We start from the raw sequence: 26,197 nt of genomic DNA on the forward strand, positions 1-26,197 counted from the left end.
CTCTCCATATTAAATTAAAGATTTACGTAGTGAAACACTTACTCCTTTTGGTACGTGTGCAACAATTTTTGCTCCTGGTTCGTTCACAGTAACCCATCCTAATCCAGAGAATACAACATCCGTTTTAGGTTCACGAATATTAAATTCGTATTTCACTAGCTCAGGCATATTCGCTAATTCTTCTGGCGTTGGTGGGCTTAGTAAATCCCCAGCATGATTTTTATATAATTCATCTGCTTTCTCAAGCTTTGTACGATGAATTGTTAAGCGATTCGAGAAGTGACAAGTAAACGCACGACGACCACCACTTACATAATCAAAACGTGCCAATCCACTAAAGAATAACGTTTGTTCTTCGTTTAATTGGAATACCATCGGCTTAATTTCTTTTGTTGGTGTAATAAGCTTTAAGCTTTGCTTTCCAACATAATGGGCCATTTGGTGGTGGTTAATAATACCTGGCGTATCATATAAAGAAGATTCTTCGTCTAATGGAATATCAATTAAATCAAGGGTTGTTCCTGGGAAATGAGATGTTGTAATTACATTTTCAGTCTCATCACTAAATTCTTTAATCATACGATTAATAAATGTCGATTTCCCTACATTCGTACATCCAACAACGTAAACATCTTTGCCGCCGCGATAATACTCAATAGCATCTGCTAGTTCAGCAATTCCTTGTCCCTTCGCTGCACTAATTAAAAAGACATCTTCTGGTTTTAATCCTAGTTGCTTTGCACTATAGCGCATCCAATGCTTTACTTTATCATGTTTTACTGACTTTGGAATTAAATCAGCTTTATTTCCAACAAGTAATACTTTATTATTTCCTACGAAACGATGTAAGCCAGGTAACCAGCTACCATTAAAATCAAAAATATCTACAATTTTGACTACTAATGCATCTGATTTTCCAATTCCATTTAAAATGCGTAGGAAATCATCATCTGTTAACGATACATCTTGAATTTCATTGTAATGCTTCAAGCGAAAACAACGTTGACAAATAACTTGTTCTTTCTCTAAAGATGAGGTAGGAGCATACCCTACTTCGTTTTTATTTTCTGTTTGAATTTCTACACCGCAACCAATACATTTAATTGTTTCAGTCAAACTTTATTCCTCCCAGTTAATTAAACCTTTTTTCTTCATATTTTTCATAATTCTTCGTTCAATTTTTCGATTAAAGCGCGTCACTAATCCGTCCGTTTGTGCTACCGGTACAACTAAAATTGTATGAAGCCCTACTCGGTTTCCACCAAGCACGTCAGTCAGTAACTGATCTCCAATTACTACAACTTCCTCTGCCTGTAAACGCATCTCTTGTATCGCACGCTTAAACGCTCGAACAAATGGTTTACGTGCACTATGAATAAATGGAATGCCTAATGGGTCAGCAAAATCTTTTACACGTTGCTCATTATTATTTGAAACAACCGTTACTTGGATGCCGTGCTCTTTCATTTTCAAGAACCATTTTTCAAGTTGCGGGGTTGCATTTGGACGATCCCATTCAATTAAAGTGTTATCTAAATCAGTAATAACACCTTTAATCCCACGTTTTTTTAAATCTTCTGGTTGAACATGATATACATTTTTCACATATTCATTTGGTAAAAATAGTTTCAATTTCTTTCACCTCTTTGAGGATTTTTCATAAAATTTTTCGACAACATTTTTCGATATATAACCTGTGGATAAAATTGTACACATTTTCCACATTAATTTTTCAGTTAATTTGGAATTTACTAACAAACTATACACACGTTATCCACCTAGGTATGTGGATAACCACCCGTTTGTGACTGTTATATTTTTTTGGTACATTAAATGCATCAACGAATCAATCCTTATATTATTAGGAGGTGACTCACCTTGAAAACAAAACATATGGAACAGTTATCCACTGAGTTACTCACTGAGTCTTATTATAAAGCAAAAGAACTAAAATTAAATCCCGACTTCATTTTACTTATAAAACAAGAAATCATTAGACGCTCATTAGAGGACAAGCTTGTCAAATCTTCTTGATTACATATAAAGTGAAAGTTTAATCAGCCCGTACCAATCAAACAGTTACAGGATAAATTATTGGATGCCCTGTAAAAAGAGCCATCCTACGATGGCTCTCGAATAAACAAGTACTCCCATCTAGGGGATTTCATCATTAAGTATCTTTGCCCATAACTCTTACTTACGGTTATAAAAGCTTTTCTTTATTTATGAGCTAATCGAGTAGCTATTTTTTCACCAAGACGAAGCTCTTGTCCACTCTTTAATTCCTGCACTACTTCTATCATATCTTTTTCAAACAATAACACAACTGTTGAACCAAATGTAAAGTATGCCATTTCTTCACCTTTTTGAACAGTGTCTCTCTCATGCAAAAGCTCGATACTATTAACAAACATGGCACCTACTTTTACAAGAGCCATATGCTCACCATCACTGCTTATTTCTGTAACAGAACGATAATTTTTTGACAGCGGTTCTTTCCCGTATTCCATACCAGCTGCATTTACCGGATATGATTTTCTACCGAGTACAAATCTTTCAGTCACAGAACCAGAAAGCGGACTATGAATGCGATGATAGTGACTTGGACTCAAATAAATTACCATATATGTACCGCCTGCATATCGCGTTGCACGTTCTTCATTACCTAGCATATCCACAATTGAATAGCGCTTTCCTTTAATATCAAATGTTTTTGTATCCTCAATAGGACCATGATCTGCAAAAACACCATCAACAGGACTAACGATACTCGATGCATCTGTATCAATACTACGCTTTCCTTCTTTTAGCTTACGCGTAAATAATTCATGCAATGTTCTATATTCCTTCAAGCCCTTTTCCATCTCATCTTGATTAATTTGAAAAACTTTCGCATACGATGGAATAATGATAGAACTCAAACGAGATTGTGCAAATTTACGTAATATATAAGAAGTAAAGCGACCATTTGTAAGTTCTATCATAAGTCGATATAATGTACGTCGCAAATTGCGAAACCCCCTAATCAGTCTATAACTTTAGTTTTCCCTTCTTTTCTTTCTATATCATATGTAAAATTGGTTCTTATTCCCACATATCATATAAAGCAGCCTTATTATACATACAGAAAACTAAGTATGGTATTATTCTTAAATTATTTAGCACCTTCTAATATTACAGATAGAATCCATCATTTTCAACAGTGAACATGTATTTCTTCTTAGCATAACGCGTTTTCTTTTCTTATTTACAATAAGAAAAGCAGCCCCTTTTAAAATATGGCTGCTTCTAATACACTTTACTCTTTCGCTTTTTTCTCTTTCTCTGCCCTTACAAACTCGTGGAACATCTTCATTAAAGCACGCTTTTCAATCCTTGATACGTAGCTTCTAGAAATACCAAGCGCCTTAGCGATTTCCCGCTGTGTTTTCTCCTTATCTAGCCCAAGTCCAAAACGTTTCACAATCACTTCTTTTTCTCTTTCGTCTAAAATATCGATATACTCTTTAATTTTTTCTAACTCCATACTAAGCTGAATCATATCAATTACATCTTCAGACTCTGATTTTAATATATCAATAAGCGATATTTCATTGCCCTCTTTATCTTGCCCGATCGGATCATGAAGTGAAACATCTTTTTTCGTTTTCTTTAGTACACGTAAATGCATCAAAATTTCATTTTCAATACAGCGTGCTGCATACGTCGCAAGCTTTGTTCCCTTTCCTGCAGAATAGCTCTCGATCGCTTTAATGAGCCCGATCGTACCAATTGAAATTAAATCTTCTGCATCTTCTCCTGTGTTCTCAAATTTTTTAACGATATGAGCTACAAGCCGTAAATTATGTTCAATTAAAAGATTTCTCGCTTGAGCATCACCTTGCTCCATTAACTCTAAGTACTTTCTCTCATCATCTGATGATAACGGCTGCGGGAACGCATTATTCTTTACATAAGAAACAAAGACAAACACTTCTCGAACCATATATCCAATTGCGGCGAATAGACTCAAACCTTTCACCTCCGCCAAAATAGTGGTCTTTATTATGTGTATGTAGGCGTGAGGTTGTTTGTGTCTGTACAGTTTATTTATAAAACTCAACACTTCTAACATTTAAAATATTTTATTGTTATATTATAATTAAAAGAAATTGTTATTTATATATGAATATGCTATTAAAGGGGACACTATTCATGATTACATTAGATCGATTATTAAATGTAACAATTTATTTAGGGGGATTTTTACTTTTCATTTCGTTCATTACTTTTGTTATTAAAAGAGGGCCTGATTTATTATTTTTTCAATTTGGAATTTCTTTATTTTTTGGAGCTCAAATTATAACTGGAATGAAATTTTTTCATAACTATGGTTTTTCCTTTCACTCAAAACTAGAACTACTTATCTTTATTCTCTATGTAATTGGAATTATTACATGTATACTATTTTTCTTTCACTTTCAAAATCCGTATCGAATTTTTTTATTAATTTGTAGTTGTTTATTTTTGACTGGATCCAATTATTACTTTAAAGAAACATTAAAGTTTAATAAAAAATTTCCAAAGCAACATAAAACCTTTTTAAATACACAAGAAGAAGACTCTTTTCCAAAAGAAGTTCGTAAATTTTCAGAAGACTACAATACTATAATAAAAAATGAGTTTTATGAAATACCCATGATTCCTACTGAATTACATATTACAAGCAAAACAGATTCTTCCCGTAGTACATCTTTCTTAGTTGAACTTCAAACTAACGAGAATGAAATTACTGATGACTCTGTACAATTAACTCAATCAGACCGTTTTTATGTACTGTTAAATACACCAAAAACAAAAATAGCAAGGATAGTATATGAAGGGCAGAATTTTTTCACATTTACAGTCACACTAAAGGCTCTTAATTTACAGCAAGAACCAGAAATTCATAATATGTTTTTAGAAATAGATAAACGTAGAGCGATGAATCTTCTTAATTTTGAAATTAAAGCCCATACTAAAGAATGGAAAGTAACATTTAAAAATGATAGTTCTCATTCCGATCTTCCTATCACATTTACTTTTGAAAAACGAACAGGCAAATTATAAAAATAAAAAGAGTTATTTTTATATTCTTTGAAAATAACTCTTTTTATTTTACTTACTCCAAATCTTTCTCCCAGTTTGAGCATCAATATAACGAATTTCCCGACTACAATCAAAAGGTTCTTTATGTTTTTCATCTGTCGTTTGTTTGTACAGTAGTTTGTACTTGGTTTCCTCTGCATCATGATCTAAAAACCATTCTAATTTAACTCGGATAGCCTCTCTGTATATTTCTAACGCTTTTTCTTTTGTTACTTTTGGTGTTGTTTCATATGTAAGTAATTCTTTTATAAAGTTGCTAGACTCTCCCGAGTAGTGCATCACAGCACCATTTTCTGCATTGATGTTAATCATAAATTGGTTATACTCTGCCAGAATACCATTCACATATATGGAAAAGATAAATCTTTCAATCCCATCTTCTGCTTCTTCATGTTCCTTCCAAAGTCGAAGATATTGTGTAACATCTGGAATAACATGTTCTAAAAATTGAAGTGCTTTTTGTAAACATTCTTCTCTAGACAGTATTTGTTTTGCTTCTTTATCATCTGTCAGTTTTATAAAACCAATTAATTCATTGGTTGATTTATCAATGGTAATGCCAACTAAATTATTATATTTTAACATTGGTAAATGCTTTTTAAAGAATTCATTCATTAAATATGGATTATTTTCCTCTTTCTGTGTTTGTAATTCCTCTTTCGGTACAAATTTCATCCTTATTCCATCTTCATTTTCCGTCTCAGCTACTTTTGTAAACCTTTCCTTATCCCAGTCAAATAAATCGAATACATCATCTTGTTGGCTACCCTTTTCTTGTTTTCCAACAGCCACTGTTGGCGGTAATTTATAATGATCTGGTCCAAATAAATCTTTACCTGTACTTGCATCAATAAATACATGACTAGGTTCTGGTACATACATAAGGTGGTACCCTTTTACTTCTTCTCCATTTTCATATTTACATAAAGAATGTGTTAAATCTACAAATACAAGCCTCATATCTTGTTTGGCCTTTAAGTTGTCTAAAACGATATTCGCCTCAACAATCTCACTTGGCCATAACGGTTTTTTCTCTATAGCTTTTTTTCCATTGTAATGAAAATGCACAACATTACCTGAAGGGTGCACTCGCACAACACACCCTGTATTCGGCAAGGGATAGCTATTCACTGCTTGCATATAATTTACTTCTTTCCAACCGCGCCTGTCGTCCTTAACCGTTACATATGTATAGAATTCATATCCTTCTTTTGTATATTTTTTCAAGAATGTATTTGCAATCTCTCTTGCCTTATTCTCCTCTATCGCTTCCTTACCACTTGAAAAATAATTTCCATCATCTATCCTAAATTCAATTAAATTATCAGTATGTCTATTTAATGTAATTTGTATCTGTTTCTCCTCATCATCTTTATGTCCCCACCACAATAGATGGTACGGGTCATCAACCCCTTCTTGATCATCTACAACAAGACTATATTCATCCGGAATTTCTATAATATGAGCCACTTGCTCTTTTCTCTCTTTATCTTTTTGATTCATTATTCCCCTCCTCAACATTACAATTTAAGGTAATTATAACAAACAAAACCAAATTTATTAACCAAAAAGACTAGAGATATCTCTAGTCTTCTACTTCGTTTCACGATGTAACGTTACTCGCTTTAATCGTGGACAATATTTTTTAAGTTCGATGCGCTCTGGGTTGTTTCGCTTATTTTTTTTAGAAATGTAATTACGATCACCACACTCCGTACAAGCTAATGTTATATTTACACGCATATGCAATTCTCCTTTCTTTCAAAGATCGCAACTAAAACGTAATGATTACGATTTATATATTATAAAACTTCATTCTATTTGTCAATTGCAAAAACAAGAAGATTCCATTTAGAATCCCCTTGTTTTTATAGTTAAATAAATTTTATTAAAACGATTCGTATGTAACAAACTCACTAATTGGCTTTCGATATCCTCTTGGACGAACTTTAGCCGTATCACTTTTCCCTATCGTAATCATTAAAACAGGTATTACATGCTCTGGCATATTTAACTCATCTTGTACTGCTTTTTCATCGAAACCAATCATTGGACATGTATCATAGCCATAATATTTAGCTGCGTACATAAAAGTCATCGCGCTTAATGAAGCGTTTCTAAGCGCTTCATCCTCCATGAAACGTTCTCCTTTTCCTTCATATAAGCCTTTCGTTTGCCTAATTGTATCTTCATATTCGCATTCATCAATCATTTTTAAAACTTTCATACCGAAGTAAATATTTTCGACATTTTGGTATGCTCTCTTATCACCACAAACGAGCACTACCGCTGATGCACTCGATACTTTATATTGACCGAATGCTAATTCTTTTAATCTTTCTTTTCGCTCTTGATCACGAATTACAACATAATGTGTGTGCTGCAAATTATAGCAAGATGGAGAAAGCTTAGTTAACTCAAATATTTTTTTAAAATCCTCATCAGGGATTTCTATACCTTGTATAAATTTCATCGCAGAACGTCTAGCAATTGCTAATTCTTCAAAGTTCACCATATATCCTCCTTAATAACCATAAATTTAAATATACATTAATTTATACAAATGAATAAATCAAATAAAAACACTTTACATCTGAATCATAATTAAGATTCACAGCAAAAAAGACAAAAAGCTGAAACAATTAGTTCATACGAAATTCACACGAATCTATTACTATAGAAATTGTACATAGTGAACTTATTAACAATCACGTTTATTTATATAGAATCTTACTCGAAAGGAGTTGAAAGTATGAAAACTAAATATCGCTTTATGATCTCATCATTTGCTGCTTGTGCTTATATGATTTGGTATTTAGTATAATAACGACCTCACTTGTAAATAGGAAAAGGTGTGTATATAAATGGAATATAATCAATCAACAGTTAACTACTGGAAAGCTTTTGTATTACCATATACATTTGCTTTAGAAGAGTTAAAAACTAAATTTGAAATTATGAACCGGGAAGCTCAATTTCTAGAGGATTACAACCCGTTTGAACATATAAAAACAAGACTAAAACAACCTGAAAGTATTATTAAAAAGCTAGAACGCAAAAGCTTATTACCAACAGTTGAAAACGCTCAAACACATTTACAAGATATTATTGGTATTCGTATTACATGTTGCTTCGTAGAAGATATCTATCATTTGAAAGAAGTCATTCAAAAACGCGAAGATATGGAAGTCATTGAAGTAAAAGATTATATCGCTAACCCAAAACGAAACGGATATAAAAGTTTACACATGATTATTAAATACCCTTTATCACTAAATTCTGGTACAAAAGATGTATTTGCAGAAATTCAGTTACGTACACTGGCAATGGACTTTTGGGCAAGTTTAGAACATAAACTTTATTATAAATATGAAGGGAAAATACCGGAGTATTTAAAAGATGAACTACATGATGCAGCAATGAAAGCTGAAGATCTTGATAATAAAATGGCCACAATTCGTCAAGATATTGATGATATTGAGGCATGCTCAAATCAAATTATGCTACCACTATAAAAAAAAGGTTCTCACCAATGAGAACCTTTTTTCTATAATTTTTGGGAAGTACGACTCCACACTTATTAAAGTTTCACGTTATTTTTTCTCTATCGTTCGAACCTCTTCAATCTTCCATTTATCATCTTCTTTTCCAAGAGCATACTGTACTTTCTTTTGAAGAGTGATACTGTCGTCTACTTCCTTTTCTTTCGTTTCAACAATAACATACCCTACTTTACTAACTTTCATATCTATATGTTCCAATTCAATTTTCTTATTTCCCTTTTGAAACGCGGCTTCTTTTTGTGTTTTTAAGTCTTCAGCACTAGGCATCTTCTTTGAAAATAACTCCATATGTTCTGCAAGATTCTTTTCATTCTTCGTTCGCACAAATGTATTAATAATATCTTGAATAGATTTCTCTTCTTCTTTTGTTATTTGTACCTTTTCCTCAGTTTTTTTAGTAGTAGATTTTTGTGCTACATTATTCTCTTCTTGTTGACATCCAACTAGTAATACTACAAATGCTAGAAGGAATCTTAATTTCGCAAATATTTTTTTCATATTTCCAACTCCTAAAAAGAAAAGCGAGGCAGTTCGCCTCACTTTCGCTCTTAATTATCGTCTTCCTTTATTCGGATCACCGCCACCAACAATATCAAAGACACGTTTCGCTATATTTGTATTCTCTTGAACGCCAGAGAACAAGTATTTACCTGGACCAAATGCATACACGTTCACATCTTCCCCTGTATGTCCACCTGTTGTCCAGCCTGTAACCGAGCGCTTATTGAAAATATCTTCAATTGCATTATCAATCTTTGTTACATCTTTTGACGGAGCTATATCATTTACAGCTTGAATTTCTTCTGGAGTTAATTGTAAATCAATATACTTTTTCAATGTTTCTTCTACATTTGCACCTTTTGCAATCTCATTTGCCATAAAGTCTGGTGTGCGTTTTGCAGCTTTAATTGGATCTACTTTAAAGTTATACTCGCCATTGGCACCTAAAGATAATCCACCAGTAGCGTGATCTGCCGTTGCAATAACTAACGTATTTTTATCTTTTTTCGCAAACTCAATCGCTGCTTTGAAAGCTTTTTCGAAGTCTTCCATTTCACTCATTGCACCAACAATATCATTATCATGTCCAGCCCAGTCGATTTGACTTCCTTCCACCATTAAGAAGAAACCATTTTTATTTTTGTTCAAACGCTCAATCGCTGCATTAGTCATTTCTTCTAATGAAGGTGTTTTCTCATTGCGGTCAATCATTTTATCTAATCCACCTGGTGCAAATAAACCAAGAATTTGATCATTTTTATCATTTAACAATTGATCTCGATCCGTTACATAGCTATAACCAGATTTCTTAAACTCTTCTGTAAGATTACGATCTTTTCTAACAAAGTTCTTTACGCCGCCGCCAAGCATAACATCTACTTTATGCTTCCCTTTAATTTTCTCATCAAAATAATCATTTGCAATTGCGTCCATATTTTTACGGCTAATGTCATGCGCACCGAAAGCAGCTGGTGTTGCATGTGTAATTTCAGAAGTTGCAACGAGTCCCGTTGATTTCCCTTTTTCTTTCGCTTGCTCAAGAACCGTTTTCACTTCCGCTTTATCATTATCAACTGCAATTGCAGCATTATATGTTTTAATCCCTGCTGACATAGCTGTTGCTGCCGATGCAGAGTCTGTAATATTTTCATGTTCATCTTCTGGGTATGTTTTTTGTGTTCCTACAAGATGCTTATCAAATTCTGTAGATTCCATTTCAAAGGTTTTTGGATTATCTTTCATATAACGGTGAGCCGTCATATATGAAGGGCCCATACCATCCCCAATTAATACGATAACATTTTTAATCTTTGCATTGCTTCCGTTCTCATCTGCATTAACCTCACTAGAACGAGTAAAATTCCATGTTGCTACCGAAGTAACTGCTAATGATGCCACAACTGCAAATGGCCATGCTTTTTTCACAAATTTTTTCACTGTCTTGTCCCCCTAATTAGGTTATTCATTTCCCACTATCAAATTTAATGGAAGACTATTAAGAGAAAATTAGCTGTATGTAAATTTTTTGTTAACTTATGTAAATATCAGTTATAATTTGTATAAGTTTGTCTTTTTGTATCAATCATCCTTCCCTTTACAATTTAAATATAAACAAGTTGGATTTCATTTAACGTAAATCTCTTTTTTTACATTTTGACTCTATTTTTATGAAAATAAATAGAAATGCGGTGAGCCTTTATGAAAATAGTAAAGCTAAATGAATCTTTTATTTTTGAATTACTTAATCTTTGCAAATCTGTTGGATGGTTACACGATGAAATTTTTATGAAAAAACAATTCGAAATGTATCTTTCTATCGGCACACTTGTAGGTTACATTCATGAAAACAAACTCATTGCGACTGGAGGAGTATTTCCCTTTACAAGTAACTTCGCTTCCATTGGTATGTTAATCGTTCACCCTAATTTTCAAGGACGTGGAATAGGGCGCATGTTGCTAAATCATTGCTTGGAACAAATTCATCCAAAACAACCAATTGCACTTATTGCGACAAAAGCTGGCGAACCTCTATACACATCATGCGGATTTCAAACAGCAACAACGATTCATCGTTTTGAAAAGCAAACTATTAAGACGTACCCTTCTCACTTACAACAAGTACAAGAAGAAGACCTTATATCTCTTACTTCTCTGGATCAAATTGCAACTGGTATGAATCGTTCTCTACTTTACTCTTTGCTATTACCAAGGGCCGTACACTCTTTTAAAATTGAAAGAAATAACTGTATAGAAGCTTTTTCATTATGCATACAAAAGGGCAATATATTATGTATCAATCCACTTATCGCCAAGCAAGAAGAAGATGCTATTCAATTATTAAAAAAGATATGTGAATGTTGGAATGGTATAGTACGAATTGATGTCCCACACTCACAATTTACATTTCGTAAATTTCTTCAAGCAGAAAATTTCCAAGAAACGCTCCTTTCACCTCTTATGATAAAAAATGGTAGCCAACTTCCTGGAAATCGTAATATGCTATTTGCTATGATAGATACAGCGTTATGTTAGAAAGGAGACACCTAATTGAAGCGATTTAGCTATTTTATGGTAGGTTGTCTTACTCTTACACTATTAGTAGGATGTAGTGCAGCAGAAAAGCCAGTAGAACAAGTAAAGCAAGTTAAAAATACAATTACAGCGAAACTAGCTACCGAGGAAAAAATGGTAGAAATAGATGGTCAAACCATTTACTTTAAAAAGATTGGTAATGAAAAACCACCTTTACTTATGATTCATGGCTTTGGAGGGTCATCAGATGGTTTTCAAAAGATTTACTCCGATTTAGCAAAAGATCATACAATTATTTCTGTAGACGCTTTAGGATTCGGGCGCTCATCTAAGCCAATGGATTTTTATTATTCTTTTCCAACTCATGCAAATTTGTATTATAAATTAATGAAAAAACTAGGATATGATTCATTCGCAATACTGGGGCATTCCATGGGGGGAGAAATTTCTCTAAATTTAACATATTTATATCCTGAAGCAGTTACTCACCTTATTTTAACTGATGCTACAGGTGGCCCTCATACATTCGTTAATAAACAAGGCTCACCAAAACCACAATTGTCGACTGATTTAAATGCCGTTTCTTCTATTACAGATTATGATGAGAGCAAAGTGAAATTCAAACGTAATGATGAAGAACATTATAACAAAATGAAACTATGGCCTAGACGTCTTAAAATTAATGCGAATGAAATGAAACAGCCAACTTTAATTATATGGGGCAGAAATGATAGTAGCGTTTCTTGGAAAGAAGGAGAAACGTATCATCAATTCTTAAAAAATAGCACTTTACATATTATTGAAAAAGGTTATCATGCACCATTTCGCCAAGAACCACAAGAATTTGTCGGGTATGTACAAGACTTCTTTAAGAACAATCCGATCAAAGTTGAAAAATAACATAAACGGGTATCTCATTGTGAGATACCCGTTTTCATATATTAAGCAGCTTGCTTTTGGCGTTTTTGAGTTTTTGATCCTAATACTTTCGGGATAACGAAGCCATCCATTCCAAATTTCCCAGCGTTCATACCGGCAACAAGAACAAACATAGATAAGATAACCATCTCAGGGTTCACACCAATTGACCCACTAAACATATAGGAAAAGTTCATTACAAGACCAAAAAAGACCGCTGTTTTTGTTAAACAGCCTACAATTAAACCAATTCCGACTAAAATTTCTCCCCATGTTACAAGCGTATTAAACAAATCTACATTTGGAATTGCAAACTCTTGTAAGAATGATGCCCACCAAGATTGAACAGCCGGTTGTGCGCCTTTAGATTTTTCAATTGCGCCTTGCAAATAACCTGTTGCATCGAATCCTTTTCCTTGTAGTTTACCGATTCCAGCCATTAACCATGTGTAACCAAGATATACTCGAATTACTGCTAATACAAAAGAAACTGCTTTGTTTTCTCTTAAAAATTGAATAACCATATCTTCCTCCTAAAGTTGTAATTAAGTTAGTTACAGTTAATATAATAACATTAGTTACTTATTTTTAAAACGTTAATTATGAATAATTCATGACATGTGTATGAAACATTAAAAACTAACGTTTATATAGTAACTTTTATTACCTGTAAAAACTTGAACATATCATACCACAGGTGATAATCATTTTCATTGAAAAAAATGTAAAAAAATTGTGAGTTAAATGTGAAACACGTTTATTCGAATATAGAATAAACGTGTTTCACACTAATTATAGAATCGAAATGTATGTGTCTCCTCATCAATTAAACTCGCTTCTTGAAACGCTTCTTCTAACGTTTTCCCATGATTAATAACCCCATAAAATAAGCGTATAGTAAACATAAGTGCTGCATTTCCATCTACATAATTAATCGATCCAATATATGATTTCACACCACTATGTAAAAAAGATTTTGCTAGATTTTGCTCCCCTAACGTGCACCCGCTATTTACAATATATGTATTATGCAATTTTGCATATTTATAAATTTCTGCTGCACCAAAATACCCTCTCGGTTCATCTTGTTCATATACTTCTTCGCCTAACTCTTCCATGACAAACTTCCCTTCTTCACCATGAAAGCAAAAAATAATATAATTAATATCGTTAAATAAGTTCTTTCCAGAAAGAACTTCCACAAAATCTTTCGGTCTACCAATCCAATATGTCACAACCCTTGCACCAAAATATTCAAGAGATGCTCGGATTGATTGCGCCTCTAAATCCGAATTAAAACCAACTACTAATGCAATATTCAACATACAACCCCCATTCTATAATCAGCCCTTATCAATCAGACTTTTATGGGATAAATCCATTTCATATATACCTGTTTCTTTCAAAAAATCTGATCTAGTTAAAACGACTTTCTGTAAATATTGTCTATATGCTGTAATTGTTCCATCATGAGATACAATGCAAATTCTTTCAGCACCCAGTCCATAACACCAAAGAAGAAATTCATCTACTATTTGCTGAAAACTATTCTCTGAAATAGTGTTTATACCTTCCTTCCATAACTGATTATTTGAGCTTTTCTCTATCGAAAAATGTGGAAATAACTTTTTTATCATATCCTGATCTACTATGCGATCGCATGGTAATGTTTTCACGCCTTCTCGATAAGGAAAAATACGCGGGGATACATATGGATGAACGATTTTTTGACAACTACATTTCGCACTCCATATTGTCGCTGTTTGCAAAGTTCGAAGTGTAGGGCTAACAATTAATATATCCGTTTCTTGTAATGATACATCACGTTGAAGTAATTTAGCTTGAGCCTTTCCTACCCTCGTCAATGGTGGGTCAAACACTTGCAAGCTTTCCGGTAAATCCGTTGTATGTTCACCTTCACCATGCCGAACAAAAACAAGTTTCATATTCAGCCTCCTCTTACTATAAAAATCCTCACACATATTTCTTCCCTATTGCATTCTTTATTCCTGCTGTATGAAAACCGATATGTAAAAAAGGTTTGACACTAAATTCGTAAAATATTACAATATAACATGTAAAATACTTTTTACATCGAAAGGAGAATTACATATATGAAATGGATAATTGTCTTTATTGGAATGATTGTATGGGGATATATAAACGGCTTCTTTAGTAGTGATAAAACTGCTAATCCTTGGATTACAGATGATGAACGTGAAACAAAAATTAAACAAAAAGCAATTACGGCAAGCTGGTCCGGTGTTTTTATGTTTTGTACCATTAGCCTCTTAAATAAATGGTTAGGTTTAAGCACAAACGATAAATCACCGTACTTACCAGACCCTATCGCAGCTTTTTTAAAAGAAAATGTAGAGATACAAGTTTTACTCATGCTATTTGTTATGTATGGAATATTTTACTTACATTATCGAAGAAAATTAAGTGCCTAATTTCTAACTCATGATTATACTCCTAAATGGTTATAGTAATCATGACAAAATGAAAGGAGAGATATAAACATGAGTAACTCGAATGAATTTTTAGATACACTACATGAAAAACAAGCAAAAGATGAACAAAATAGAAAGCGCCAAGGGAACGGAAACCCAGCGAAAAAAAAGCCAAATAAAACACATAAATAACAATAAAAAAACTGCCTAAAATGATCTTTTAGGCAGTTTTTTTATTCTTCTTTCACCGAGATAATATTTTCCCAATTCCATTTCTCATAATACCACTCTGGTACATCTACATTTTCAATCCATTTCTTTTCATATTTTCCATCGCTATGAGCTAGCCATATATCAGCTTTCTTACGATTTGAACGTATCCATATTAATTGATTGCTCTTCTTCATGAAAATTGGATGATAATCGCCTTGCTTATTAGATGACTTTGTAATTTGATATTGTTTATCGCTTGTGCTATTTATCTCATATAAAGATGGGAATGGCCTTTTTTCTGGCAGAGTTTCAAACCCTCCCTCTTTTGCTCGTGAAACGATAATTACATTATCGTTCTTCCATGTAAAATCCCAATCGACATATCCTTTCGGCGTAAATGTTTGCTGCTGGAGTGCTGGCAGTTCTTTTATTTTTAAATGTTTATTCTCTAATGCAACTCTCCCGCTCCCTTCAATATAAGCCAATATATTTTTTGATGGCGCCCATTTGAACCATTGTGTATTTAATAGCATTTGATCTACTATTTCAAACCGACTACCGTCTGCTCGAACTAAGCAAAGTGTATTACTATCAGCTGACCATGAAGCTGTCGGTACCGCTAAAAATGAAATCCACTTTTGGTCTGGTGACCACTTAAACCCACTTGCAACTAGCGCTAGAAAATCATCATGTTCATTTGGTAATGCATACAAATGCTTCATTTTGTGCGGGTTTTTATTTGCATCTTTTTGCACTTCATATAGCTGAGCTCCTGTCCACCCTGTTGGAAGTAAATGTGCTTCAGAGGATACAAGAAACTTCTTTCCATCAGGGTACCATGCATAATCGCCTACACCCGCTGATACATTTTCAAAATCTGCATTCTTTTTTTCAACGTCAAATGTATTTAATGTACCTGCAAATATAAATGTAATTATATTTTCTGTTGGTGACCATTTATAATTCGATATTTCTGAGTGCGACGGTATAACTTTTTTTCCATCTTTTAGCCGATATAACTCAAGCATACTTTGTTTCTTTCCTTTTACATATGCCAGCCACTCTCCATCATGTGACCACTTTGGCCCTGTTATGTACTCTCCTTTTGTAATTTGTATTTCTTTTCCATCAACTTTTATAAAAAGATTATGATGACGAATAAAAGCAACTTTCACACTACTACTTTCTGCACTAGTAATAGTTATAGAACATAAAAACATAAACAACACTACACTACCAATTACTATTAGCCTTTTCATACCATCACTCCATTTTCCTCATAGCATTCCTCACTTTCTCCCTACAATATGTGAAAAATATCGATTCGACATAATCAGAAAAAATTTCCCAAGCAATTTTCAATTCATAGAGGATTGGTATGAATTATGTCGAAAGTATAGTTCAGCCAACATTTACATTTATAATTTTCGACTACAATGTAAGATTTCACTTCTGAATATTGGCACTTTTTTATTAGGGGGAGTATCAATGAAAAAAACTACATCTACACTATTAAGTATGGCGCTTGTCTTTTCTAGTTTTGGAGCTTTAAGCGCTCATGCTGAATCACTACAAAAGGAGACGCAATTTAGTCCACAATTAAAAACAACGATTGAACAGTGGGGAGAACATAAAATTGCTCAAAATGTTGAAACGAAAACAACAAAAGAAATATCAGTAATTGTAGAATTGCAACATGCTCCTCTCGCTGCTCAAAGTAATATTCAGCATGCTCCAGATTTACAAAATAGTAATGCGCAGTCTTATCATGCTGAACTAAAAAAAGCACAAGAAGATACGACTAAGAAAATAAAAGAAAAAGCACCTGGTGCAAAAATTAAAGAAGTGTATAATACCTTATTTTCCGGATTCTCTATTTCAGTTCCTGGAGATCAAATTACCTCTCTTGCCTCTTTACCTGAAGTAAAAGCAGTCTATCCGAACTTAACATATAAATTGCATGAAACATCAAAAAGTGCTACTAACGAAGAAGCACCAAATATCGGTGGACCGACAATTGGTGCACCTGAAGCGTGGAATTTAAAAGATCCATCTGGCAAACCGCTTGATGGAAAAGGCATGAAAGTAGCCATTATCGACTCTGGCGTAGACTATACACACCCTGACTTAAAGGCAAATTATATCGGTGGATATGACACGGTTGATGAAGATAACGATCCAATGGATGGTAACGTACATGGTACTCATGTAGCTGGAATTATTGCGGGTAACGGAAAAATTAAAGGCGTTGCTCCAAACGCTTCTATTCTAGCCTATCGTGTAATGAATGACGGTGGAACTGGTACAACAGATGATATTATCCAAGGGATTGAGCGAGCGATTCAAGATGGTGCGGATGTGTTAAACCTCTCCCTTGGGCAGGATTTAAATGTACCTGATCAGCCTGTAACATTAACGTTAGAACGAGCAGCGAAACTTGGTGTTACTGCTGTCGTTTCAAATGGAAATGACGGACCAAAACCTTGGTCTGTTGATGCTCCCGGTAACGCAAGTAGTGTCATTTCTGTTGGAGCATCTACAGTTTCTATCCCGTTTCCAACATTCCAAGTAGCTGGTTCCAGCAAAACATATCAAGGGTTACCGTTATCAAAATCCGATTTTCCAATAGGAAATGATTCCCCTCTTGTATATGTTGGTTATGGCAATTCAGGTGATTATGCAAAACAAGATGTGAAAGGGAAATTCGCACTTATTTTACAAGGTACTTCTAGTACATTAGTAAAAGCAGAACAAGCGAAGCAAGCTGGTGCACTTGGTGTGTTATTAATCTCTAGCGAAAAAGAAATTAATATGATGCCGGAATATTTTTCACGTGAACATCTAGCTGTCCCAGTAATACAATTATCCAATACAAATGAGGAAGAATTAAAAACTTTAATTACAAAACGAAAGAAAAATATAAAAATCGGACAACCAAAGCAAACCGAACTTATCGGTAACTTTAGTTCAAGAGGACCATCACAAGGAAGTTGGCTAATAAAGCCTGATGTTGTTGCACCTGGAGTACAAATTACTAGTACAGTACCGCGAGGCGGCTATGAATCGCATAACGGAACAAGTATGGCTGCTCCGCAAGTAGCTGGAGCGGTTGCCCTCTTGCGTCAAATGCATCCTAATTGGACGACAGAACAATTGAAAGCGGCTCTTGCCAACAATGCAAAAACATTACATGATGTCAATGAAAATACATACCCTGTTATGGCACAAGGATCTGGTTTAATTAACATTCCGAAAGCAACTCAAACAAATATATTAGTAAAACCTAACAATGTCAGCTTTGGTCTTATTAAGCCCAATAGCGGAAAAGTAAAACTGACGCAAAATGTTACATTACAAAACCTTTCTAGTAAAAAGAAAAGTTTTTCAACTCGTGTAGAATTACTAGATGCAAACACAAAAACAAAAGTAAAAGCTTCTGTCCCTTCATCGATTAGCATACAACCGAATAGTAGTACCGAAAAACCATTTACTATCACTGTAGATAGCTCACTACAACAAGGTGTGTATACTGGAAATGTATATGTAAAAGAACAAGGGGCAAAAGAAGAAATTCGAATTCCATTCACATTTAGTATCGATCCTAAAGATTATAAACGTATCGATGGACTTGAAATTATTAATTCTACTTTTAGCCCAAATGGCGACCACGTACTAGATGATAATCTCATCAACTACTATTTAGTTGCGCCTGTGGATGATGTCACATTGCATGCAAATTTAGTTACGAAAGAACGTGTAACGTATCAAGGAATTATCCATCAAGCTAAAAATGCAACTCCTGGGTATAAACCTTTCAAATGGAATGGTACAAAAGCAGATGGCACTCCTTTAGCTGACGGGCTATATCAAATTGAAGCAGTTGCTTCTAATTCTGGCGGAGAAACAAAGCAAACAGCTGCTGTATTTCTTGATCGAACTGCACCTAAGTTAACACACGAGGTTAACCAAGAAAATCTCGTAATTAGAGGAAAAGTTGATGATATTCTACTAGATTGGATGTCAGAATCTGGTTGGATAGCACCTGGTATTCCAGTGAGAATGCAATATGAAATTAATGGAAATGGTGTATGGGAACAGGCATTCCTGAACCCTTGGGAGAAAAGCTATGACATTTATTTCAATCGCACTCAATTACAAAAAGGAAAAAATACTATTCACATTGTAGCAACTGATGCAGCTGGCAATACCTCTAATTTAAATGTTAATTTAGAAGTGAAATAAAGTGAAACTTTAATCAGTGGAGATTTCGTTCATCCCCACTGATTATTAGCCTTCACCAATCAGGGTTTACGAGCAGTCAGTCTACTATCTAACTTCTTTACTCCCACCGAATTCTGAGGTAGGAGTTTTACTGCTCGTTAACATGGGATAAAAAATTTATGTTGACAATTTTTTAAATATAGTTTTATAATACAAAACATAGTTTAGTTGAACGAATTATATATCGGCTTTGAAGGAATACTAGTAGCGACTTATATCACTGTCTCAGAGAACTGATGGTTGGTGCGAATCAGTACATATACAAGCGTGAATTACAATTCTGGAGCTTCTTTCCCGTAATGCTTTTTATGCATGAAGAGAAAGACGGATCTTTCCGTTATCTTAAAGTGAGTGGTAAACAATTAGTTGTTTACAAATAGGGTGGTACCGCGATTTTTATCGTCCCTATCGGATTTTCCGATAGGGACTTTTTTGCGTCCATCCTCTTACACAATTTCATATATACGCGTTGAAAGAATCGCAGTAGTATCTTATATCCCTGTTACAGAGAGCTAATGGTCGGTGGAAATTAGCACATATATAAGTATGAATTACAATTCTGGAGCTTCTTTTTCGTAGTGCTTTTCTGCATGAAGGAAAAGACGGAATTTTTCCGTTATCATTAATTGAGATGTAAGTATATTTTCACTTACAAATAGGGTGGTACCGCGATTCTTTCGCCCCTATCGGATTTTCCGATAGGGGCTTTTTCTATTTCTCACAGAAACAAATGTTAAATAATTCCGAATCTTATGATAAAATTTTATAAGCGCTTACAAAAAATGAAAGGAGGTGATACAAGCTATACGAAATCAATATTCAATTTTATTGAAAAAAAGGAGGATGTCTAAATGACAAAGAAAACAGAAATTCCATCGCATTTAAAACCATTCGTATCCACACAACATTATGATCAATACACACCGGTGAATCACGCTGTGTGGCGTTATATTATGAGACAAAATCATAGCTTCTTAAAAGACGTTGCTCATCCAGCCTATGTGAACGGACTACAATCATCTGGTATTAATATAGATGCAATTCCAAAAGTAGAAGACATGAATGAGTGTTTGGCACCAAGTGGCTGGGGCGCTGTAACGATTGACGGACTTATTCCCGGCGTAGCATTCTTCGATTTTCAAGGACACGGACTACTACCGATCGCAACAGATATTCGGAAAGTAGAAAATATCGAGTACACACCAGCTCCAGATATCGTACACGAAGCCGCAGGACACGCACCGATTTTACTTGATCCTACATATGCAAAATATGTGAAACGTTTTGGGCAAATTGGTGCAAAAGCTTTCTCTACAAAAGAAGAACATGATGCATTTGAAGCTGTTCGTACATTAACAATAGTAAAAGAAAGCCCTACTTCTACTCCTGATGAAGTTAAGGCTGCTGAAAATGCTGTAATTGAAAAACAAAACTTAGTTTCTGGTTTATCAGAAGCTGAACAAATTTCACGTCTTTTCTGGTGGACAGTAGAATACGGATTGATTGGAAACATAGATGATCCAAAAATATATGGTGCTGGTCTCCTTTCTTCTGTTGGCGAAAGCAAACATTGCTTAACAGACGCTGTAGAAAAAGTTCCATTTTCTATTGAAGCATGTACAGGGACAACTTATGACGTAACAAAAATGCAACCACAACTATTTGTTTGTGAATCCTTTGAAGAGCTAACAGATGCGCTTGAAACATTTTCTAAAACAATGGCCTTTAAAACAGGTGGAAAAGAAGGTTTAGAAAAAGCAATTCGCTCTGAGAACTATGCAACAGCTGAGCTAAATAGTGGATTACAAATTACAGGTACATTTAGCGAGACAATTAAAAACGATGCAGGTGAATTAATTTACATGCGAACAAATTCGCCAACGGCATTAGCGCTTCATAATAAACAGTTAGCAAATCATTCTACTTCTGTACACAGTGACGGATTTGGAACACCGATTGGATTACTCACTGAAAATATTGCATTAGAAAATTGCACAGACGAACAACTACAATCATTAGGAATTACAATTGGAAATATCGCTGCGTTTACTTTTGCAAGTGGTATTCATGTAAAAGGAACAGTAACAGATATTGTAAAAAACGATACGAAAATTGCTCTTATTTCCTTTATCGATTGCACAGTTACTTATAACGCCCGCGTCTTATTTGATGCTTCATGGGGCGCATTTGATATGGCTGTTGGCTCACAAATCACTTCAGTATTCCCAGGTGCCGCAGATGCCGCAGCATTTTTCCCAATGGATGAAGAAGTTCAAGAAATTCCTGCTCCACTTGTACTGAATGAACTTGAACGTATGTATCAAACAGTGCGAGATATTCGAAGTGAGGGGATTTTACACGACGCTCATATCGATCAATTAGTAGCAATTCAAGAAGTATTAAATAAATTTTATGCGAAAGAATGGTTGCTGCGCCTTGAAGTATTAGAGTTACTTTTAGAGCATAACAAAGGGCATGAAACATCAGCAGCATTACTACAACAACTTTCTACTTTCACAACTGACGAAGCTGTAACACGCCTTATTAACAATGGTCTTGCGTTACTTCCAGTAAAGGATGTGAAAAATGATGCTACGATTAACTGAAGAAGAAGTTCACGAGGAATTATTGAAGGTAGATAAATGGATGGTAAAAGATGAGAAATGGATTGAACGAAAATATATGTTTTCCGACTACTTAAAAGGAGTCGAATTTGTCTCTGAAGCCGCCAAACTATCAGAAGAACATAATCACCATCCATTTATCCTTATCCAGTATAAAGCAGTTATTATTACTTTGTCATCTTGGAATGCAAAAGGTTTAACGAAACTAGATTTTGAGCTTGCAAAACAATTTGATGAGCTATTTTTACAAAACGAAAAAGCAATTATAAGAAAATAAAAAAGAGAAGCCTTTTTAGGCTTCTCCTTTTATTTTGAAATGGATACAATGTCCAAATGGATCCTCGACTTGTAATATTCCATCTTTGTACGTAGCAATCTTGCCAATATTTTTTAAGCTTTCACATACTTGCTCTTTTTGTTTTTCATCCACTAGTACAATTGTGAAATATTTCAAACCAATGGAACCTGGCATTTGCGGTGGTACCCCTTCACCTTGCCATGTATTTAAACCGATATGGTGATGATAACCACCTGCAGATACGAACAACGCTCCATTACGAGCTGGGATCGTTACTTCAAAACCAAGACCATCAACATAGAAACGTTTCGCTTCCTCTAAATCAGCTACATGGAAATGAATATGCCCCATCACAGTACCAGCTGGAAATCCACTCCATGTACTTCCTTGCTGTAATAATTCTTCACCAGCTAACGGGTTACTAACAAATGGGAGTTCTCCATTCTCATCACGCCAAACTTCTTTTTGTCGATCATGATAAATTTCAATTCCGTTTCCATCTGGATCAGCTAAATAAAGGGCTTCACTAAAGTAATGATCGGCTCCGCCATGTAGCGGATATACCATTTCTACAAGATGACGAAGAACATTCGCTAAATCCTGTCTATTTGGTAATAAAATTGCGTAATGATATAACCCTGTTCTTCCTCTTTGCTTCGGAAAGGCTTCCTTCTTTTCTTCAATGATAAGAAGTGGTTCATCATTTTCATTCCCAAATGTAACAACTGCTTCTTCTTCTTTTAGCACCTTCATACTTAGTACTTCCGTATAAAACTCTAGTGATTTCTTTACATTAGATACGTATAAATGAACAACATCAAGTGTTGTATCGGGATGAAGTTGAAAACTCATCTTGTTAGCCCCCCCATTTAAATTAGTTCTTCTTTGACATTTTTTCTTTTAAGAAATTATCTACAAAACCATCAGCTTTTGCAACAAATAAGTATGCACCCATTGCTAATAATGCAAGTTCTAATTCGAAACCAGGATTTTTTCCATCTCCCAATAAACCAGCTGACCATTTCACTTTTACGATTGCTCCAACCATAACAAGTGCAAATAATAATCCAATATATCTTACACCTAAACCTAGAATTAATAATAGACCTCCAACTAATTCAAATGTTGCTACACCGTATGCAAGTCCTCCTGGTAAACCAATGCTTGTAAACCACCCTGCAATATTGTCAATTCCTGATTGGAATTTTGTTAAACCGTGCATGAAGAATGTTACCCCTAACACGATACGAATAATTAAGTTACCAATATGTTGATTCATTTCATTCTCTCCTTTATAGTTTCCTTATACAAAACTTTTATTTACATTACAAAACATACACTAATTTTTTTTATTCGTCAATTCATTTTCACTGGGAAAAAATATATTTTTTTTGCTATGATACAAATAGTTGTTTACAAAAAGGAGCTTGATTTTATGAATATTGGTTCTGCAATACGTGAAATTCGTCAACGTAGAGGCATAACAATTGCACAAATTTGTGAGGGAACAGGTCTTTCTAAAGGCTTTATGAGTCAGGTTGAAAATAATAAGACATCACCATCTATCTCAACTTTAGAAACGATCTCCAATTTTTTAAATGTTCCCCTTCCCTATTTATTATTAGAACAAAAAGATCGCTTAAAAATTGTCAAAAAAGAAGAACGGAAATACAGTGTATACGGCAAAGATGAGCAAAGAATTGAGCATGTTGCGGAGCAAGGGGGGCTTCGCCTATCTTTAGTAGAAATCCCTACTGGATTCCCGAAAGAAAACTCACCAAATGCCCATGAAGGGGAAGAATGTCACCTTGTATTACGTGGAAAACTAGAAGTTCAGCACTGTGAAGATATTGCAATTGTAGAAGAAGGTGATTCTTTCTCATGGAATGCATGCGTTCCTCATATTGTTCGTAATATAGGAGAAGAAACTGCATTATTACTTATCTCTAGTTATGCGGAAAATCGAAAACGTGTTTACTAAATAATAAAAAAGAAGCCTGATTAACAGGCTTCTTTTTTTATCCCCTTATAATTCCATAACTTGTCCCAACTAGTACCGTCTTTTCATGCTGATTGCGATAAACTGACTCGATTGAAACTTTTTTATAACCTTCCATTTGCTCAATATTTGTTAAAGTTAATTCACAAGTGATCGTATCTCCTGTAAAAACTGGTCTAATAAACTCACTTACTAATTCTCTTGCTATGTAATGTAACTCTTCGCCCACCTTTGTTCCGATACTAGCAGTCAATAAACCATGAACCATTAGTCTTCCGTTTTCATCGTATTCCATATGGTGTCTACCTTTATCACCTGTAATATTTGCAAATTCAAAAACTTCCTCCTCAGTAAATCTTCTTTCATATTTAAATACATCCCCAACTTTTATACTCATTTTTATCCCCCTAATAATAAACGGAATTTTCTTTCATTTTATCATAAAAAGAGCCTCAATCCATTCTCTATTATCAAAAGTCTCAAAATTACCTCGCTATACTTTTTTACTTTCCGTTCATTTATCGGTGACCATCTCTTTTCGCGACTTGATATCCATAGTACGCACATGTTCCATTTCTCGATAGCTCTCTAACTTCAAATCCACAACTTCTATAAAAATCAAAATTGTTCGCAGATGTATGCGCAAACCAGTCACCGTGGGGAAGTTTTTGCAAACAAAGAGCTACAAGCTTCTTACCTAATCCCTTCCCTCTATATTCACACTTCACAACTAAATTTACTATGTTCGCGATCATAATTCCATCCGAAATGACCCTAACCATTGCAATCATCTCTTCTTCATCCCAAATTGTGAAAGCCCATGTTGAATTTTCAAATGCTATCGTAAATTTTTCAATTTGCCAAGAAGGGATATTATCATTACTCCAACCGGCATCTTCAAACAATGCTTTAATTGCATATGCTGGTACGCTACTCGTTCCCTCACGAATAATAAGTCCATTATGATAAATGTACATGTAATCCCCCCTTTATTTTCATATACCATTCTTCAAAAAATGCAATTTACCTTTAAAAAAGTAATTTTTCATCCGACACGTTTAATGGAATAAACAAGAACATCCATCCCATGAAATAAAGTTGTTTTCTCATAGCTGAGCCCTGTCTTTCTAGCAACAAATATTGAGGCGGGATGATTCGGGTTAATGAGAGAAATTAATTTATTCATTCGTAATGCTTGGAAACCGTAGTCTCGAAATGCTGCCGCCGCTTCTTTTGCATACCCTTTTCCCCAATACTGAGGAAGTAACCAATAACCAATTTCAATTTCCTCTTTTCCATCAATCTGCTGCTTTACCAGCCCTGCATGACCAATTCTTGTTCCCGTTTCCTTTTCAGTCAATACAAATAAACCGAGACCGTTTTTATAGCTAGGAATGACCCACTCCTCCAAACTTTTTTTACACTGTATATATGTTTTTAACGTCCCATTTCCAATATAGCGCATTACCTTCTCGTTCCCCCATAGTGAAGCATAGAACTGTAAATCATCCATTGTATATTTGCGAATTTGTAAACGATCTGTATGAAACATGCCTGCACTCCTTTCCACTAATTTGTTCTTAATTTCACGATCATGTTTTGTTTGCATACGAAATGTTACTATTAATTATAAAGTGAAACTTTAATCAGTGGGGAATTTTATTCACCCCCACTGATTATCAGCCCTC

General features: G+C 34.5%; 29 protein-coding genes and 2 other annotated features. Of the genes, 11 read left to right on the forward strand and 18 right to left on the reverse strand.

Annotation, left to right across the window (positions count from 1 at the left end; all coding sequences use genetic code 11):
* Window positions 1-9: 9 nt before the first annotated feature.
* On the reverse strand, window positions 10-1,116 hold the full coding sequence (gene yqeH / locus MHI26_RS22325; protein ID WP_000140807.1) for a ribosome biogenesis GTPase YqeH: 1,107 nt from the start codon (window positions 1,114-1,116) through the stop codon (window positions 10-12).
* A 3-nt stretch (window positions 1,117-1,119) separates the two neighbouring features.
* A complete protein-coding gene (locus MHI26_RS22330) occupies window positions 1,120-1,632 on the reverse strand; it encodes a YqeG family HAD IIIA-type phosphatase (protein WP_000765316.1) in 513 nt (170 codons plus the stop codon).
* 246 nt (window positions 1,633-1,878) lie between these two features.
* On the opposite strand from MHI26_RS22330, the gene MHI26_RS22335 reads away from it, so the two are divergent.
* A complete protein-coding gene (locus tag MHI26_RS22335) occupies window positions 1,879-2,034 on the forward strand; it encodes a sporulation histidine kinase inhibitor Sda (RefSeq protein ID WP_000850094.1) in 156 nt (51 codons plus the stop codon).
* Window positions 2,035-2,219: 185 nt separating this feature from the next.
* On the opposite strand, the gene MHI26_RS22340 is transcribed toward MHI26_RS22335, so the two are convergent.
* Window positions 2,220-3,008, reverse strand: a complete 789-nt coding sequence (locus tag MHI26_RS22340) for a phosphatidylserine decarboxylase (protein WP_001254999.1) — start codon at window positions 3,006-3,008, stop codon at window positions 2,220-2,222.
* A gap of 290 nt (window positions 3,009-3,298) precedes the next feature.
* Window positions 3,299-4,012, reverse strand: a complete 714-nt coding sequence (gene sigK, locus MHI26_RS22345) for an RNA polymerase sporulation sigma factor SigK (protein WP_000051382.1) — start codon at window positions 4,010-4,012, stop codon at window positions 3,299-3,301.
* A gap of 182 nt (window positions 4,013-4,194) precedes the next feature.
* Between sigK and MHI26_RS22350 the strand changes: the two genes are divergently transcribed.
* Window positions 4,195-5,088 (forward strand): hypothetical protein, encoded by an 894-nt coding sequence (locus tag MHI26_RS22350; protein WP_000631113.1) that lies wholly within the window; start codon window positions 4,195-4,197, stop codon window positions 5,086-5,088.
* Between the two features lie 48 nt (window positions 5,089-5,136).
* On the opposite strand, the gene MHI26_RS22355 is transcribed toward MHI26_RS22350, so the two are convergent.
* From MHI26_RS22355 to MHI26_RS22365, 3 genes are all read right to left on the reverse strand, one after another.
* Entirely contained in the window at window positions 5,137-6,630 is a 1,494-nt protein-coding gene (locus tag MHI26_RS22355; protein ID WP_001072064.1) for a YcdB/YcdC domain-containing protein, read from the reverse strand.
* Window positions 6,631-6,720: 90 nt separating this feature from the next.
* On the reverse strand, window positions 6,721-6,870 hold the full coding sequence (gene rpmG, locus MHI26_RS22360; RefSeq protein WP_001265617.1) for a 50S ribosomal protein L33: 150 nt from the start codon (window positions 6,868-6,870) through the stop codon (window positions 6,721-6,723).
* Between the two features lie 145 nt (window positions 6,871-7,015).
* The gene (locus MHI26_RS22365) at window positions 7,016-7,642 is read right to left on the reverse strand and encodes a nitroreductase family protein (protein ID WP_000245981.1); all 627 of its coding nucleotides are present in this window, start codon (window positions 7,640-7,642) and stop codon (window positions 7,016-7,018) included.
* Between the two features lie 349 nt (window positions 7,643-7,991).
* Here MHI26_RS22365 and MHI26_RS22370 point away from each other — a divergent pair, with 349 nt between their 5' ends.
* Window positions 7,992-8,642 (forward strand): GTP pyrophosphokinase, encoded by a 651-nt coding sequence (locus tag MHI26_RS22370; RefSeq protein ID WP_000456230.1) that lies wholly within the window; start codon window positions 7,992-7,994, stop codon window positions 8,640-8,642.
* Window positions 8,643-8,720: 78 nt separating this feature from the next.
* Here the strand turns inward: MHI26_RS22370 and MHI26_RS22375 are convergent, their stop codons facing one another.
* Window positions 8,721-9,188 carry a hypothetical protein gene (locus MHI26_RS22375; RefSeq protein ID WP_000717904.1) on the reverse strand — a complete coding sequence of 156 codons (468 nt, stop codon included), beginning with the start codon at window positions 9,186-9,188 and terminating at the stop codon, window positions 8,721-8,723.
* A gap of 54 nt (window positions 9,189-9,242) precedes the next feature.
* A complete protein-coding gene (locus MHI26_RS22380; RefSeq protein WP_061666282.1) occupies window positions 9,243-10,628 on the reverse strand; it encodes an alkaline phosphatase in 1,386 nt (461 codons plus the stop codon).
* Between the two features lie 261 nt (window positions 10,629-10,889).
* Here MHI26_RS22380 and MHI26_RS22385 point away from each other — a divergent pair, with 261 nt between their 5' ends.
* A complete protein-coding gene (locus tag MHI26_RS22385; protein WP_000706694.1) occupies window positions 10,890-11,723 on the forward strand; it encodes a GNAT family N-acetyltransferase in 834 nt (277 codons plus the stop codon).
* A 15-nt stretch (window positions 11,724-11,738) separates the two neighbouring features.
* Window positions 11,739-12,623 (forward strand): alpha/beta fold hydrolase, encoded by an 885-nt coding sequence (locus tag MHI26_RS22390; RefSeq protein ID WP_000819812.1) that lies wholly within the window; start codon window positions 11,739-11,741, stop codon window positions 12,621-12,623.
* A 41-nt stretch (window positions 12,624-12,664) separates the two neighbouring features.
* Here MHI26_RS22390 and MHI26_RS22395 read toward each other — a convergent pair whose 3' ends face one another.
* From MHI26_RS22395 to MHI26_RS22405, 3 genes are all read right to left on the reverse strand, one after another.
* Window positions 12,665-13,165 (reverse strand): DoxX family protein, encoded by a 501-nt coding sequence (locus MHI26_RS22395; RefSeq protein ID WP_000236608.1) that lies wholly within the window; start codon window positions 13,163-13,165, stop codon window positions 12,665-12,667.
* A gap of 264 nt (window positions 13,166-13,429) precedes the next feature.
* Entirely contained in the window at window positions 13,430-13,966 is a 537-nt protein-coding gene (locus MHI26_RS22400; protein WP_003307850.1) for a hypothetical protein, read from the reverse strand.
* An 18-nt stretch (window positions 13,967-13,984) separates the two neighbouring features.
* Window positions 13,985-14,587 (reverse strand): phosphoglycerate mutase family protein, encoded by a 603-nt coding sequence (locus tag MHI26_RS22405; RefSeq protein WP_061666281.1) that lies wholly within the window; start codon window positions 14,585-14,587, stop codon window positions 13,985-13,987.
* 168 nt (window positions 14,588-14,755) lie between these two features.
* Between MHI26_RS22405 and MHI26_RS22410 the strand changes: the two genes are divergently transcribed.
* Both MHI26_RS22410 and MHI26_RS22415 read left to right on the forward strand, forming a co-directional pair.
* Window positions 14,756-15,094 (forward strand): hypothetical protein, encoded by a 339-nt coding sequence (locus MHI26_RS22410; protein WP_061666280.1) that lies wholly within the window; start codon window positions 14,756-14,758, stop codon window positions 15,092-15,094.
* 69 nt (window positions 15,095-15,163) lie between these two features.
* Window positions 15,164-15,286 carry a DUF4023 domain-containing protein gene (locus MHI26_RS22415; protein ID WP_000071866.1) on the forward strand — a complete coding sequence of 41 codons (123 nt, stop codon included), beginning with the start codon at window positions 15,164-15,166 and terminating at the stop codon, window positions 15,284-15,286.
* A gap of 41 nt (window positions 15,287-15,327) precedes the next feature.
* Here MHI26_RS22415 and MHI26_RS22420 read toward each other — a convergent pair whose 3' ends face one another.
* The gene (locus MHI26_RS22420; protein WP_061666279.1) at window positions 15,328-16,566 is read right to left on the reverse strand and encodes a TolB family protein; all 1,239 of its coding nucleotides are present in this window, start codon (window positions 16,564-16,566) and stop codon (window positions 15,328-15,330) included.
* 229 nt (window positions 16,567-16,795) lie between these two features.
* On the opposite strand from MHI26_RS22420, the gene MHI26_RS22425 reads away from it, so the two are divergent.
* The 3 genes from MHI26_RS22425 (at window position 16,796) to MHI26_RS22435 (ending at window position 22,489) form a co-directional block, all read left to right on the forward strand.
* Window positions 16,796-19,549 (forward strand): S8 family peptidase, encoded by a 2,754-nt coding sequence (locus tag MHI26_RS22425; protein WP_061666278.1) that lies wholly within the window; start codon window positions 16,796-16,798, stop codon window positions 19,547-19,549.
* A gap of 220 nt (window positions 19,550-19,769) precedes the next feature.
* Window positions 19,770-19,998, forward strand: a binding site (T-box leader).
* 50 nt (window positions 19,999-20,048) lie between these two features.
* Window positions 20,049-20,276: a binding site (T-box leader), on the forward strand.
* Window positions 20,277-20,439: 163 nt separating this feature from the next.
* On the forward strand, window positions 20,440-22,194 hold the full coding sequence (locus MHI26_RS22430) for an aromatic amino acid hydroxylase (protein WP_061666277.1): 1,755 nt from the start codon (window positions 20,440-20,442) through the stop codon (window positions 22,192-22,194).
* Window positions 22,175-22,489: a 4a-hydroxytetrahydrobiopterin dehydratase gene (locus MHI26_RS22435; RefSeq protein ID WP_000979537.1), complete on the forward strand. Its 315-nt coding sequence runs from the start codon at window positions 22,175-22,177 to the stop codon at window positions 22,487-22,489. The genes MHI26_RS22430 and MHI26_RS22435 overlap by 20 nt, the downstream gene beginning before the upstream one ends.
* A 15-nt stretch (window positions 22,490-22,504) precedes the next feature.
* Here MHI26_RS22435 and MHI26_RS22440 read toward each other — a convergent pair whose 3' ends face one another.
* Entirely contained in the window at window positions 22,505-23,362 is an 858-nt protein-coding gene (locus MHI26_RS22440) for a VOC family protein (RefSeq protein ID WP_000009837.1), read from the reverse strand.
* 22 nt (window positions 23,363-23,384) lie between these two features.
* Window positions 23,385-23,789: a DoxX family protein gene (locus MHI26_RS22445; protein WP_001071553.1), complete on the reverse strand. Its 405-nt coding sequence runs from the start codon at window positions 23,787-23,789 to the stop codon at window positions 23,385-23,387.
* A gap of 156 nt (window positions 23,790-23,945) precedes the next feature.
* Here MHI26_RS22445 and MHI26_RS22450 point away from each other — a divergent pair, with 156 nt between their 5' ends.
* A complete protein-coding gene (locus tag MHI26_RS22450; protein WP_061666276.1) occupies window positions 23,946-24,491 on the forward strand; it encodes a helix-turn-helix domain-containing protein in 546 nt (181 codons plus the stop codon).
* A gap of 37 nt (window positions 24,492-24,528) precedes the next feature.
* Here MHI26_RS22450 and MHI26_RS22455 read toward each other — a convergent pair whose 3' ends face one another.
* The 3 genes from MHI26_RS22455 to MHI26_RS22465 all read right to left on the reverse strand — a co-directional run bounded on the left by MHI26_RS22455 (window position 24,529) and on the right by MHI26_RS22465 (window position 26,118).
* Window positions 24,529-24,906 (reverse strand): MaoC/PaaZ C-terminal domain-containing protein, encoded by a 378-nt coding sequence (locus MHI26_RS22455; RefSeq protein ID WP_000025008.1) that lies wholly within the window; start codon window positions 24,904-24,906, stop codon window positions 24,529-24,531.
* Between the two features lie 121 nt (window positions 24,907-25,027).
* A complete protein-coding gene (locus MHI26_RS22460; RefSeq protein WP_000276126.1) occupies window positions 25,028-25,486 on the reverse strand; it encodes a GNAT family N-acetyltransferase in 459 nt (152 codons plus the stop codon).
* 68 nt (window positions 25,487-25,554) lie between these two features.
* Window positions 25,555-26,118: a GNAT family N-acetyltransferase gene (locus tag MHI26_RS22465; RefSeq protein WP_141535808.1), complete on the reverse strand. Its 564-nt coding sequence runs from the start codon at window positions 26,116-26,118 to the stop codon at window positions 25,555-25,557.
* Window positions 26,119-26,197: the final 79 nt, after the last annotated feature.

It is taken from the genome of Bacillus sp. FSL K6-1218 (assembly GCF_038006445.1).
GTDB classification, from domain to species: domain Bacteria; phylum Bacillota; class Bacilli; order Bacillales; family Bacillaceae_G; genus Bacillus_A; species Bacillus_A thuringiensis_S.